Below are 14,373 nucleotides of genomic sequence, written 5' to 3' on the forward strand. Positions count from 1 at the left end.
TCAGTAACCATACCTACGGTAAGGCGACGCTGACGTGGTTTGAAGAGATTTTCGAAGAGTATTACCTTCAAGAAACTCCATTGATGCCCCACCACCGCGTCACAAATACCTACACTGACACAAAAAGGTGACATAGCCACCTTTTTGGGCTCTATAATATTTGTAGTGGGTAAATCCCCTATGGATATCATTAATAAGGATACATACAAGGAACTCATCGCCAAACTGGACTATGAAGCTCCATCTTGCCCTGAGTGCGGAAGTCAAATGAAGAAATATGACTTTCAAAAACCGTCGAAAATTCCTTACCTCGAAACGACTGGTATGCCTACTAGAATTCTCCTTAGAAAGCGTCGATTCAAGTGCTATCACTGTTCAAAAATGATGGTCGCTGAAACTTCTATCGTCAAGAAAAATCACCAAATTCCTCGTATTATCAACCAAAAAATTGCGCAAAAGTTGATTGAAAAGACTTCTATGACCGATATTGCTCATCAGCTAGCCATTTCAACTTCAACTGTCATTCGAAAGCTCAATGACTTCCACTTTGAGTGTAATGTTAGAAATCTGCCTGAGATTATGTCTTGGGACGTTGAAACAGTCCGGGGAGTGACTGTTTCAATCGGGAGATGGAGATGAGCTTCATTACGCAAGATTTTAACAATCTCAATATCATCACTGTTCTTGAGGGAAGAACACAAGCTATCATTCGTAATCACTTTCTTAAGTATGATAGAGCTGTCCGATGTCGCGTCAAAATTATTACTATGGATATGTTTAGTCCTTATTATGCCTTGGCTAAACAGATTCGCTTTCAAATTTCTAGGCTCAGGCTGAAACAGTCTCCCAGACTGTTTCTCTCCCGAATGCTAAAATCGTTCTAGATCGCTTTCATATTGTACAACATCTTAGCCGTGCTATGAGTCGTGTGCGTGTCCAAATCATGAACCAATTCGATAGAAAATCTCATGAATACAAGGCTATCAAGCGCTACTGGAAGCTCATTCAACAGGATAGTCGTAAATTGAGTGATAAACGTTTTTATCGCCCTACTTTTCGTATTCACTTGACCAATAAAGAGATTCTTGACAAGCTTTTGAGCTATTCAGAAGACTTGAAACACCACTATAATCTCTATCGGCTCTTACTTTTTCACTTCCAGAATAAAGAGCCTGACAAATTTTTCGGACTCATTGAGGACAATCTAAAGCAGGTTCATCCTCTTTTTCAGACTGTTTTTAAAACCTTCCTCAAGGATAAAGAAAAGATTGTTAACGCCCTTCAACTACACTATTCTAACGCCAAACTGGAAGCGACCAATAATCTCATCAAACTTATCAAGCGCAATGCCTTTGGTTTTCGAAACTTTGAAAACTTCAAAAAACGGATTTTTATCGTTCTGAATATCAAAAAAGAAAGGACAAAATTTGTCCTTTCTCGAGCTTAGCTGACTTCAACCCACTACAGTTGACAAAGAGCCCAAAAAAGCCTATCACACAAGCTCTAAAGCTGGATATGATAGGTTTTTATATTTTTCTTAACGTACTGTGCGGATACGCATTGTATTTGTACGAACAGCTTCTCCTACTGGTACACCAGCAACGATAACGATATCATCGCCTGACTCAACGAGACCTGCTTCTACCGCTTTACGTTCAGCGATTTCGAACATATCGTCAGTTGAAGATGGAGCATCTGTCAACATTGGGATAACACCCCAGTTCAACATCAATCCACGTTCTGTCAATTCATCAAATGTCAATGCTAAGATGTCAGCATTTGGACGGTATTTAGAAATCAAACGTGCAGTATGACCTGTCTTAGTAAGAGTTACAACCAATTTGATATCCATTGAGTTAGTAGCATCTTTAACAGCTGAAGCCATTACTTCTGTCTTAGAGTTACGTTCAAATGAATCTGAATCCAAACGTCCGTATTCATTAAGAAGAGTTTGAGCGTTCTTGTCTATTGTAGCCATTGTAGTTACTGACTCGAGTGGGTATTTACCGTTTGCAGACTCGCCTGACAGCATTGTAGCGTCAGTTCCGTCGATAACAGCGTTGAATACGTCTGATACTTCTGAACGAGTTGCACGTGGTTTTTCAGTCATTGTTTCAAGCATGTTTGTTGCAGTGATAACAACTTTACCTGCAGCATTGACTTTCTTGATAATCATTTTTTGGTAAACTGGAACCATTTCGAATGGTACTTCGATACCCATATCACCACGAGCGATCATGATACCATCAGCTGCTTCGATGATTTCATCCAAGTTATCGATACCTTGTTGATTTTCGATTTTAGCGAACAATTGAACATGCCCGTTTCCAGTTTCTTCACAGATTGCACGAACTTCGTTCACGTCTTTTGCAGTACGTACGAATGAAATCGCAATAAAGTTGATACCTTGTTCAAGACCAAAGCGGATATCGTCGTTATCACGTTCAGCAAGGGCTGGGAAAGGAATTTTAGTGTTAGGAATATTCACACCTTTTTGTTTAGCGATGATACCATCGTTTTCAACTTCCACTTCAAATTCACGAGTTGCGTCATCTTTAGCAACCACACGAAGACCAAGTTTACCGTCGTCAACCAACACTTGACGACCAACTTCAACATCATCATAGATATCCAGAGCACCAGCAACGTTCAATGCAATCACTTCACGAGTTGATTTGATTCCTTGTTTAGTTGCAACACGGATTTTCTCACCAGTTTTGTATGAATACTCTTTAGCTTCACCTTCGAACAATTCTGTACGGATTTCTGGTCCTTTTGTATCAAGAAGGAAACCAACTTTTTTACCTGCAAGTTTTTCAGCAAGTTTAACAGTTGCCATACGCTCACCTTGTTCTTGGTGGTCACCGTGTGAGAAGTTGAAACGGAATGTGTTAGCACCAGCTTCAATCAATTGAGCAATGTTTTTAGCTGAAGCTTCAACATCAAGTTTTTCACCCCAGTATCCGTCATCACCGAATTTTTTACCACCACGGATTTCTACCGCAGGACCCAAAGTTGCAACGATTTTTACACGTTTGTTCATGATTTTTGTGACTCCTTTATAGATATGACCTTTTTGGTCTTATTAACTAAATTGTAAATTATGACAAGCTCTTATTCAAGCTAGATAGCTCAATATCGGCTTTGTGTGGGTTGTTAACTACAATCTTACCTTCTGCAGTAAGGCTAAACAATGCTCCTTCTTCTGCCGTTCCAAGAATTTGGTTTTCAACCATTTTCTCGTTACGGATACCAACCGCAACACCACCAATACCTTCTTTAAGAAGTTTAACAGCATGGGCACCCATACGTGACGCCAATACACGGTCACGCGCAGTTGGAGAACCACCACGTTGAATATGTCCAAGTTCTGTCACACGAAGGTCGCTTGTATCTCCAGCTTCTTTAAGTTTTTGACCAAATTCAGCTGCTGACATCACACCTTCAGCTAAGACGATGATATTGTGTTTTTTACCACACTCATAACCACATTTAATGCTTTCTACGATGTCTTCAATCTTGAATCCTTCCTCAGGAATGATGATTTCATCTGCACCAGTTGCAATACCAGCCCAAAGAGCGATATCACCAGCGTTACGTCCCATAACTTCAATAACAAAAGTACGACGGTGACTTGATGATGTATCACGAATCTTATCAATAGCATCCATAGCAGTTGTAACCGCTGTGTCAAAACCGATTGTAAAGTCAGTACCAACGATATCGTTATCGATTGTACCTGGAAGACCGATAGCAGGGAAACCATGCTCAGTCAAACGCATAGCGCCGTGGTAAGAACCGTCTCCACCGATAACAACTACACCTTCAATGCCGTGTTTTTTCAATTGCTCAATCCCTTTTAGTTGCCCTTCAAGTTGAGCGAACTCTGGGTAACGAGCTGAGTGAAGGAAAGTACCACCACGAGAAATGATGTCTCCTACTGAAGCTGCATCTAGGGGATGAATTTCACCGGCAACCATACCAGCATATCCGTCATAGATACCAAACACTTCCATTCCTTCTGAAATTGCTTGACGAACAACTGCACGGATAGCAGCGTTCATACCAGGGGCGTCTCCACCACTAGTCAAAACAGCAATACGTTTCATATTGGTTTATGCTCCTTTTTCTTTTAACAGTCTTCTTGATTATACCACATTTGATTTTAAAATTCTTCTATTTTCCGTATTTTTAGCGATAAATCGTTTTCATAACGATTTCATTCAATTTCTCCTCTAATTCATCAGATTTAACTACAAAATAATGGGGAGAAACGATGGTTTTCTGTTCCTCCTCATACCGGATAATGACTGGGATTGAGCCTTTAAATTGTTCTAAAATACGTGAAATTTCTTGATCCGATTCATGATTTTTCACCTGTATCCAAAAGCGTTCAGCAACTGCTTCTCTTATTTCTTGTGCAATCATTTGCAGACGGCCATCACGTGATTGTATTTTTCCTTTTATATAGTAGAAGGCTCCCTCTTTTATTTCCTGTCCAACCTGACGATATAAGTCTGAAAAGAGAGTGACGTCCAATTTTTTCTTACTATCATCTACCTGTAAGAAGGCCATATTTTCACCCTTTTTGGTACGAATCACTTTTATTTTCTGAACTTCAACCAAAATAATAGCATAGCTATTTTCTGACAAATTTCCGATTGGGGTAATTGGGTAAATAGCTTTACTTGCGATAGTTTGTAGTGGATGTTTGCTGACACCTATCCCTAAAAGCTCTTGTTCCATATAGAATTTTTCTTGTTCCGTCCAATCCTCCGATTCCTGCCAACTATAAATAGTATCTCCAAATAAACTTCCCAACTCTTTCACAAATTCAAATAGATTGGCTAAGTTATTAAATACTTTTTGACGATTTTTTTCAAATAAATCAAAAAGACCAACTTTTACCAAAGGTTCTAGCAGAGGTAGTTTCAGATAATTCTCAGGTAATTTAGCTATAAAATCTTCAATGTTAGAATAGGGTCTATTTTCAATAATCCAGAGAGCTAAATCATTACTGACTCCCTTAATCGATTTCAATCCTAGATAGATGGACTTGTTGGCAATTTTATCGTGATAGGGAATGGTGTTGATGGACAGAGGAGCCACTTCAAAGCCTGCTTCAAGTGCATCTATTAAGTAATCACTGTTGGCAGAATTCAACATGACCTGATAAAAAATGGCTGGATAATGCGTTTTGAAATAAGCCAACTGGAAGGCCAAAGCTGAGTAAGCATAGGCATGTGACCTGTTAAAACCATAACCTGCAAACTTCTCCATGACATCAAAGACCTGCTCTGCTTTTTCCACAGTATGACCAGCTTCTAAGGAGCCTTGAATAAAGGAAGCTCTCATCTCATGCATGGCAGAAGCATCCTTTTTCCCCATAGCTCGACGCAAAATATCGGCCTTCCCAAGACTAAATCCAGCAAACCGCTGAGCTACCTGCATAACCTGCTCCTGATAGAGCATGATACCATAGGTTGGAGCCAAAATATCCTCCAGTACTGGATCCAGAACAGTCACTTCTTCCTGCCCATGTTTTCTTGCCACAAAATTATTGATATAATCACTAGCACCTGGTCTATTTAGAGAAGTAGTCGCTACGACATCTTCAAAACAGACTGGTTGCACACGCTTAAGCAGACGAATGGCACCAGGTTGTTCAAATTGAAAGATACCTTTTGTATTGCCAGAAGCAAATAAAGCTAACGTTTCTTTATCTTCCAAATCAATCTCGTTGATAGCTATCTTAATCCCTTCTGTTTCAGCAAGCAACTCTTGCATTTTCTGAACAAAGGTCAAATTTCGCAGTCCCAGAAAATCCATCTTCAAAAGACCGCTAGCCTCAACTCCATGAGCATCATACTGAGTCAGTGGAATTTCATCACCATGCTTTAGAGGAATGTAATTGGTCAAATCTTGGTCGCTAATCACAACACCAGCTGCATGGACAGAGGTTTGTCTTGGATACCCCTCAATCTTGCAGGCAATTTCAAAGGCTTTTTGGTATTCTAACTTACTATTAATTTGCTGACGAAACTGGAGATTGCCCTCATAGGCTGACTTGAGATTATCACGGAAACTGATTTTCTTGGTAATTGCGGATAATTCATACTCTGGAACACCAAAGCGTTTCAAGACATCACGCAGAGCTTGCTTGGCACCAAAGGTAGAAAAAGTAACGATTTGTGCCGCATGTTTACTGCCATATTTATTACCAACATATCTGATAAAATCTGGACGATAAATATCTGGGATATCAATATCAATATCAGGCATGGTATAGCGTTCACGATTGAGAAAGCGTTCAAAAATCAGATTTTTCTCTACTGGGTCAATCCCTGTAATATCTAAGGCATAAGAAACCAAGCTACCAACTGCAGAACCCCTTCCCATTCCCATATAGTAGCCATTCAGTCGTCCAAAACGCAACAAATCCCAAACAACCAAGAAATAATCATCAAATCCCATATCATGAATAACAGCCAATTCTTGGTCTAGACGGTCTTGATATTCTTTACTAGTCAATCCCTTCTGAGCAAGCCCAAGCTCAGCGCGTTCTCTCAACTCTTCTACTGCTGGTCTAGCTGGGTTAAAACGAGGCAGTTTCAGACTCGTATCCAAGTCGTAAGAAATGCCTGAAATCAGCTTTTCTAAATTGTCTAAGGCTTGCGGAAATCGTTCTAGGAATAATTTCTCTAAAGAACTTGCTGATATAAGGACATCTTGCCGTGAGCGCAAGGGAACTTCTCTAAGCGGTAGGTTTTCTTTAATCGCTGTTAAAACTTGAAGAACTTCTCTATCCCTGCTTTCAAAAGCATTGACCCGATAGAGGGGCAAGATTGGATGATAAAATTCGCTTGCTGGTGTTTCCGGATAAACCCCTATATAGTAATCACAGCCTAGTTCTAACGACTCCAGTCCATCAAAATAAGGCACAATTACCGCAATATCATTTAAGTACTGAGATAAAACCGACCAATTTTTCTCCCCCTGCATCTTGGCTGTCGAAAGCTTCATCAACTGCTGATAGCCCACACTAGATAAAGCTAAAAAGTGCAGATTCACTTCCTGAGCATCCACAAACACAGTCATTTCAAGCCCTAATAAAGGATGAATGCCATATTTTTTTGTAACCTCTAGAAAGTCAAAAGCACCATAAAGATTGTCAATATCCATTATAGCCAGATGAGTGTAGCCGAATTCTTTAGCTGCTCTCACATACTTTTCAATCGAAATGACGCTTTCCATAAAACTATAGACTGTTTTTGTATCTAGTTGTGCGATCAATTTACACTTCTCCTCTATCCTTCTCACTATATTATACCATTTTCACCTATAAAAGGCTTCTCTTGAGAAAAATTTCATCAGCTTACTAATTTACTTTCTATTCATTTGTATTTTTGCCATCGTTTTTATATTTATACTATATTATATATAAAAATAGAAAACATACAATATAAATCTCCTAGAATTTTTATATTATACCCATTATATCTATTATTACACTGTTCTCTATATTGAATTTAGCACTTTATTCATTTTTATTAGATTATTTCCTTTCACAGTTAACAATTCCCTCTCTGCTTTTTTTTTGATATAATAATCTTAACTATCATTCTATATGGAGGTTCTATGCGTTTTAATCAATATAGTTATATCACTTTCCCAAAAGAAAATATCTTATCTGAACTAAAAAAATATGGCTTTGATTTACAAAATACAGCCAATCACAAAGACTCACTTGAAACCTTTTTACGTCGTTTCTTTTTCACTTATCAAGACACCAACTACCCACTTTCCATCCTAGCAGCTGATAAAAAAACAGACCTGCTGACATTTTTTCAATCAGAAGATGAACTGACAGCAGATATTTTTTATACTGTTGCTTTTCAACTTTTAGGCTTTTCTTATTTGATTGACTTCGAAGACAGTGAAGCTTTTCATAAAGAGACTGGATTTCCTATTGTATACGGTGACTTGATTGAAAATCTCTATCAGTTACTCAATACTCGCACCAAAAAGGGGAATACCCTGATTGATCAGCTGGTAAGCGACGGTCTTATCCCTGAGGATAATGGCTATCACTACTTTAACGGCAAGAGTTTGGCTACTTTTTCTAGCCATGATGTCATTCGTGAAGTCGTTTACGTTGAGTCTCGTGTCGATACTGACCAAAAAGGCTTACCAGATCTAGTCAAGGTCAGCATTATTCGTCCTCGTTATGATGGACAAATCCCTGCTATCATGACAGCCAGCCCTTATCATCAGGGAACAAATGACAAGGCAAGCGATAAGGCTCTCTACAAGATGGAGGCCGAGCTTGAGGTTAAACCTGCTCATAAGATTGAACTAGAGGAACCTCAACTCAATCTCGTCCAACCTCAAGGCCAAGCTGAGCTTGTGTCAGAAGCTGAGGAAAAGCTAAGTCACATCAACTCTAGCTATACACTCAACGACTACTTCCTTCCACGAGGTTTTGCCAATCTCTATGTTTCAGGTGTTGGTACCAAAGACTCTACTGGTTTCATGACTAATGGCGACTACCAACAAATTGAGGCTTATAAAAATGTCATTGATTGGCTTAATGGTCGTTGTCGTGCCTTCACTGACCATACACGTCAGCGTCAAGTCAAAGCTAACTGGTCAAATGGAAAAGTTGCCACAACTGGACTTTCCTATCTTGGAACCATGTCCAATGGGCTTGCGACTACAGGTGTCGATGGTTTAGAGGTTATCATTGCTGAGGCTGGCATTTCTTCATGGTACAACTACTACCGTGAAAACGGTCTGGTAACTAGCCCAGGTGGTTATCCAGGTGAGGACTTTGACTCCCTTGCTGAACTAACCTACTCTCGTAATCTCTTGGCTGGCGACTATATCCGTGGCAATGAAGCTCACCAAGCTGACTTAGAAAAAGTGAAAGAGCAACTGGATCGCAAGACTGGCGACTATAACCAGTTTTGGCATGACCGCAACTATCTGCTCAATGCCCATAAAGTAAAGGCAGAGGTTGTCTTTACCCATGGTTCTCAGGATTGGAATGTCAAACCACTTCATGTTTACCAGATGTTCCATGCTCTTCCCACTAATATAAATAAGCATTTCTTTTTCCATAATGGCGCCCATGTGTATATGAACAACTGGCAGTCCATTGACTTCCGTGAGTCCATAAATGCCTTATTGACCAAGAAATTACTAGGACAGGAAACAGATTTTCAGCTTCCGACCATTATCTGGCAGGACAATACCGCTCCTCAGACTTGGTTATCACTTGATACCTTTGGAGAGCAAGAGAACTTTGAAACCTTCTCACTTGGTCAAGAAGAGCAAGTTATTCAAAACCAGTACTCAGATAAGGATTTTGAGCGCTATGGTAAGACCTACCAAACCTTCAATACAGAACTCTATCAAGGGAAAGCTAATCAGATTACTATTGACCTTCCTGTGACCAAGGACATTCATTTAAACGGTCGCGCTCAGCTCAATCTTCATATCAAATCCAGCACAAACAAGGGGCTTTTATCTGCTCAATTACTGGAACTTGGTCAAAAGAAATACTTACAGCCTTATCCAGCTGTTTTAAGTGCTAGAACCATTGACAACGGTCGCTATCATATGCTGGAAAATCTCTGTGAACTGCCATTTAGACCAGATGCACAACGAGTCGTGACAAAAGGTTACCTTAATTTACAAAATAGAAATGATTTACTGTTAGTAGAGGATATTACTGCAGATGAATGGATGGATGTGCAATTTGAACTGCAACCAACTATTTACAATCTAAAAGAAGGAGATACTCTTCGTTTAGTCCTCTATACGACTGACTTTGAAATCACCATCCGTGACAATACCGACTACTACTTGACTGTCGACCTCGCTCAGTCCACGCTTACCATACCTTGCTAAAAGGAGTTACATTATTATGAATAAATCAGAGCACCGCCACCAACTCATACGCGCTCTTGTTGCAAAAAACAAGATTCATACACAGGCTGAATTGCAGTCCCTTCTTGCTGAGAACGACATTCAAGTGACCCAGGCAACCCTCTCACGCGACATCAAAAATATGAACCTATCAAAAGTCCGCGAAGAAGATAGCGCTTATTATGTTCTTAACAATGGTTCCATCTCAAAATGGGAAAAACGTCTCGAACTCTACATGGAAGACGCCCTTGTCTTGATGCGCCCAGTTCAACACCAAGTCCTACTAAAAACCCTTCCTGGACTGGCTCAATCCTTTGGTTCTATCATTGATGCTTTGAGCTTCCCTGACGCTATCGCTACCCTTTGTGGTGATGATGTCTGTCTTATCATCTGTGAAGATGCAGATGCTGCTCAAAAGTGCTTTGAAGAACTGAAAAAATTCGCCCCACCATTTTTCTTTGAAGAATAATAAATGACTACAACTAACAATTATGCTTCAAAAAACCTGGTAGAAAGTCTTTAACATCAGAAAACGCATAATATCAAGTGTTTAAAACCCTTGATATTATGCGTTTTGCTTTATCCTAGGAAGATTTATACTCTTCAAAAATCTCTTCAATCCGCATTAACATCGCCTTGCCGTAGGTATGGTTACNNNATCTACAACCTCAAAACCGTGTTTTGAGCAGCCTGCGGCTAGTTTGCTCTTTGATTTTCACTGAGTATTCCTTCATTTTCTCCTGCAATTGAATTCTTGCTCGGCTTTTTGTTTTCTATTTCTTTAAAATCAAAGTAGCTCTTTTGTTAATAACTCGATCAACAAACATCGTGGTACAAGTATCTACTTTGAAATTTATCAGCCACTTAAAAACTGATACTGTATTCTAGGAAAACGATGACATTCTTCCTAATAAAACTTCTCATATATAAGATAAATTTCTACTCTTTTTAATTTTAAATGAGTCTCAGCATGGCAATCACTTTAGAATTTAAGCCACTTCTCCAGCTCGATCATTGATGAGCTCAATGGTTTGAACAATATTACGAAGTACTGGTAGTTGGTGTTGAAAGAGTAGTTGAACAGATCCATGAGATTTAAACGGCTCTTGCGTTAACACTTTCATCTCTAAAAAACCATTTTCTACAATGTAGTCTACAATCAATTTCACAAATGAAATCTGCCTGGCATTAAGATTCTCATCCGACAAAAATTTAGAAAAAATACGATTGGCAGACTCTCTATCTAAGCCAATAATCTCACGCACCAATCTCGGAATTGCCTTATTTTCATAATGATGTTGGTAGTCTGATTTGCTACCTAATTTTTCCCAGAGCAATTTTTCAAGTGCAAGCATATCATCAGATGTCAACTTTTTATTATGGTATAGCTTAGAAATGGACTCTTCATCCAGATGAGTTTTCAAATAATGCTCAACTTTTTCATTATAAGATCGAAGATCGTTGACCTGCAAAAATGCTGTGGTCTCGTGAACAGTGGAGAGTATACGATCTTCAAAGTTAACATAGTAGGGTTTACGGTCTGTCTTATCCAAAAACTGTAATAAATATCGAATAGCAAGACGAATTTTTTCCAAATCAGACAAGCTAACTTCTTTCCAAAATTCAGGCTCCTGTACTTTCCTGATAATTTCAGCCTGCTCAAAAACCTGCGGGATATTGCCAATAGCAGAAAGAGCTCTAGCCGTCTTCATCACTTGGGAAATATGAACAGTGGAAGATTTAGCTGTCAGTTGCCCCAACTGAATATGAAGTAAGCACAAATCAAATCTCCTCGCCATCTCATCTTCTTTATCTTCATCAAATAAAAGCGGAGAGAGATTTTTTTGAATAGTTTCACTTGTAACAGCAGTTAGATTCTGCCAACTTTCCAATTTCCTATAGCTATAAACTGTATCTAAAACCATACGAACCCTGAAGTCTAACTCATTTAAGCTCTCTATACGACCTTGAAGTTCTGAAACAAGCTCCTGACGGTATGCTCTCGCAAACTGATCTTCTTGGTATTGGAGTCCCTGAAGTTCTCGAATCAAGTCCACTTTGATATTAAATAAACGCTGAGTCAACGAAACAATGTGACGACCCTCTCCATCTCTTGGATCTGCACGAAAATAATCAAAATTGTCCCCATAATCAAATACCAAAAAGTTTTCCTTATCCTGCTCAGGTCCAAATAAATCTTTACATAGACGGGTTCCTCGACCAATCATCTGCCAAAACTTAGTTTTAGAGCGTACTTTCTTGAAGAAGACTAAATTCACAACCTCTGGTACATCAATACCTGTATCTAACATATCGACAGAAATCGCAATTTGAGGATACTTCTCCTTAATTTTAAAATCATCAATCAAGGTCTGATAATGCTTAATACTATAATCAATTACCTGAGCATAGTCGCTCCCTTTTTCAGGATAGCGGTTGTTAAAAATACCTCTGATATATTCCGCATGATCATGATTTTTAGCAAAAATAATAGTTTTACCAATTTCATCACCCGAGGCTGTCTGAATTCCTCTTGTCATGAGTTCATTTAAAACAATTTCTACTGTACTTTTATTGAAAATAAAGGAATTAAATACACTCCCATCAATATCTTTTTCACAGCTATCGTCTTCAAATTTGCTATTAAAATGTTCCTTTTCTTCTTCAGACAAATCATCATAATGTAGACCATCCGTAGGTAGTTTCAGTTTGGTTTCGATAGAATGATAGGCTACTAAATATCCGTCTTTAACAGCCTCTTCCAAATCATATGCATATGTTGGAACCCCATTCTCCAAATTAAAGAATCCATAGGTATTTTTATCTAAATCTTGACGCGGAGTAGCTGTTAAGCCTACAATCCTTGCATCAAAATAATCAAAAATGGACTTGTATTTCTGATAAATAGAACGGTGAGACTCGTCAATTATGATAAGGTCAAAATGCCCAACAGTGAAAGGGCATTGATTTACTTCTTCTTGACCACTAATCGCTCCAATCATGGTCGGATAAGTTGAAAAGACCATGCGACTTGATTGAGCTCCTTCTTTATCTTCTAAGAAGTTACAAACGGAAAGATCTGGGAGTAATTTTCTAAACGAATCATAGGCTTGCTTAACCAAGGAAGTTCTATCGGCTAAGAAGAGAACGTTTTTTACCCAGTTATGACGTGATAAGGTATCAACTAGAGAAACTGCTGTACGAGTTTTCCCAGCCCCAGTTGCCATAACCAAAAGTGCCTGTCTACGATGATTAGAGAAAGCTTCACAAACGCTTGCAATCGCATGTTTTTGGTAGTGACGCCCGGAAATATCGTCTCTAATTTTACTAGAAATATCCTCAAGTGGTTTTTGAAGATGACGTCTATCCATCACTAATTGCAATTCTTCTTGAGAGTAAAAGCCTGCAATCTGGCGGCGGTTCGGACCATCAAGTATATAGTGCTTCAACCCATTTGTAATAAAGCAAATTGGCTGATAGCCGATATGTTTCTCCAGAGCTTCAGCATATTCTTTGACCTGTACTTCCCCTACTTCTGGATTGACAGAGGCTTTTTTAGCCTCCACAATCGCTAAAATTTTCCCATTTTTACCATAAAGTACATAGTCACAGTAACCAATTCCTGAACCGTGCTTCAGACCATCAACGGCTATCTCAACACGACAGTTTTCTTCAAATATCCATCCTGCTAGACGGAGATCGATATCAATAAAGAGTTTTCTTGTCTCTGCCTCAGATAATTGATCAATATGGAAAGGCACATCTTGCCGTTGCGCTGCAGTCTCACGTTTTTCAGTATAAGTCTCTTGAACTTCTACGGACTGAGCAGCCATCTGTTCATGAAAATCAGGCAGTTCTGGTAAACTGTCTTGTAACTTTATCATAGATTGTGGAGTTTCTCGGTATTTGATGTTTGCTGAAAGTGGTAAGCACTTCTCATCAAAATAACGCTCCACAAACTCATTGCTGTAACAATAATCGATAAAATTAACAAACTGATACAAATGATGCAAAGCTAAAATCGCTTCTCGTTCCTTAATTTCACCACCATGAGCAGCATGGTTTCCCCACCGAATCAACAGAACTATCTGCTTGTGGAGTTCAGAATCTACGATATCCCTAAAATCATCATCCCATACTAAAGAAGATAGAGTAGCACGATAGGGAGCTTCTAAATATGAATCGTGACTATATATCCAATGGACAGCCTGCTCTAAAGCACGACGCGCCATAAAGGCAGTAGCCACAGTTGATGTAGCAATCATATTCTCAGCTTCAATGCAAGGTTTTGAAAAAGATTCATATTCGTCATTTTTTAAAAGAAAGCTAAAATTTCCCATTTTTTTCTCACTTTAAACAAATAGTTTAGCTATATTATACTAAATTTCAAGCTATTTCTCCACACTTTTATAGCTATCTCACAAGCAAATTGTGATTTGTCGA

At 38.9% G+C, this 14,373-nt stretch carries 6 protein-coding genes and 2 pseudogenes; 3 read left to right on the top strand and 5 right to left on the bottom strand.

Features of this window, described 5'->3' with window-relative positions:
- Nucleotides 1-180: 180 nt before the first annotated feature.
- Nucleotides 181-1,447, top strand: a pseudogene (locus HT693_RS00515) (transposase).
- Nucleotides 1,448-1,537: 90 nt separating this feature from the next.
- On the opposite strand, the gene pyk reads toward HT693_RS00515, so the two are convergent.
- The 3 genes from pyk to HT693_RS00530 form a co-directional block, all read right to left on the bottom strand.
- A complete protein-coding gene (gene pyk / locus HT693_RS00520) occupies nucleotides 1,538-3,043 on the bottom strand; it encodes a pyruvate kinase (RefSeq protein ID WP_001042799.1) in 1,506 nt (501 codons plus the stop codon).
- A 58-nt stretch (nucleotides 3,044-3,101) separates the two neighbouring features.
- Entirely contained in the window at nucleotides 3,102-4,109 is a 1,008-nt protein-coding gene (gene pfkA / locus HT693_RS00525; protein ID WP_050261439.1) for a 6-phosphofructokinase, read from the bottom strand.
- 82 nt (nucleotides 4,110-4,191) lie between these two features.
- A complete protein-coding gene (locus HT693_RS00530; RefSeq protein ID WP_172924643.1) occupies nucleotides 4,192-7,293 on the bottom strand; it encodes a DNA polymerase III subunit alpha in 3,102 nt (1,033 codons plus the stop codon).
- A gap of 345 nt (nucleotides 7,294-7,638) precedes the next feature.
- Between HT693_RS00530 and HT693_RS00535 the strand changes: the two genes are divergently transcribed.
- Both HT693_RS00535 and HT693_RS00540 read left to right on the top strand, forming a co-directional pair.
- Entirely contained in the window at nucleotides 7,639-9,912 is a 2,274-nt protein-coding gene (locus HT693_RS00535; RefSeq protein ID WP_172924645.1) for a Xaa-Pro dipeptidyl-peptidase, read from the top strand.
- A gap of 16 nt (nucleotides 9,913-9,928) precedes the next feature.
- Nucleotides 9,929-10,399, top strand: a complete 471-nt coding sequence (locus HT693_RS00540; RefSeq protein ID WP_023934390.1) for an arginine repressor — start codon at nucleotides 9,929-9,931, stop codon at nucleotides 10,397-10,399.
- Nucleotides 10,400-10,919: 520 nt separating this feature from the next.
- Here the strand turns inward: HT693_RS00540 and HT693_RS00545 are convergent.
- Both HT693_RS00545 and HT693_RS00550 read right to left on the bottom strand, forming a co-directional pair.
- Nucleotides 10,920-14,270 carry a DEAD/DEAH box helicase family protein gene (locus HT693_RS00545; protein ID WP_172924647.1) on the bottom strand — a complete coding sequence of 1,117 codons (3,351 nt, stop codon included), beginning with the start codon at nucleotides 14,268-14,270 and terminating at the stop codon, nucleotides 10,920-10,922.
- 29 nt (nucleotides 14,271-14,299) lie between these two features.
- A pseudogene (locus tag HT693_RS00550) lies at nucleotides 14,300-14,373 on the bottom strand (type I restriction endonuclease); the annotation flags it as partial.

It is taken from the genome of Streptococcus sp. 2154, assembly GCF_013277255.1.
Taxonomy (GTDB): Bacteria; Bacillota; Bacilli; order Lactobacillales; family Streptococcaceae; genus Streptococcus; species Streptococcus pseudopneumoniae.

Coding starts and splice junctions, on each gene's coding strand:
- HT693_RS00535 (WP_172924645.1), top strand. CDS start 7,639: ATGCGTTTTAATCAATATAGTTATATCACTTTCCCAAAAGAAAATATC.
- HT693_RS00540 (WP_023934390.1), top strand. CDS start 9,929: ATGAATAAATCAGAGCACCGCCACCAACTCATACGCGCTCTTGTTGCA.
- pfkA (WP_050261439.1), bottom strand. CDS start 4,109: ATGAAACGTATTGCTGTTTTGACTAGTGGTGGAGACGCCCCTGGTATG.
- HT693_RS00545 (WP_172924647.1), bottom strand. CDS start 14,270: ATGGGAAATTTTAGCTTTCTTTTAAAAAATGACGAATATGAATCTTTT.
- pyk (WP_001042799.1), bottom strand. CDS start 3,043: ATGAACAAACGTGTAAAAATCGTTGCAACTTTGGGTCCTGCGGTAGAA.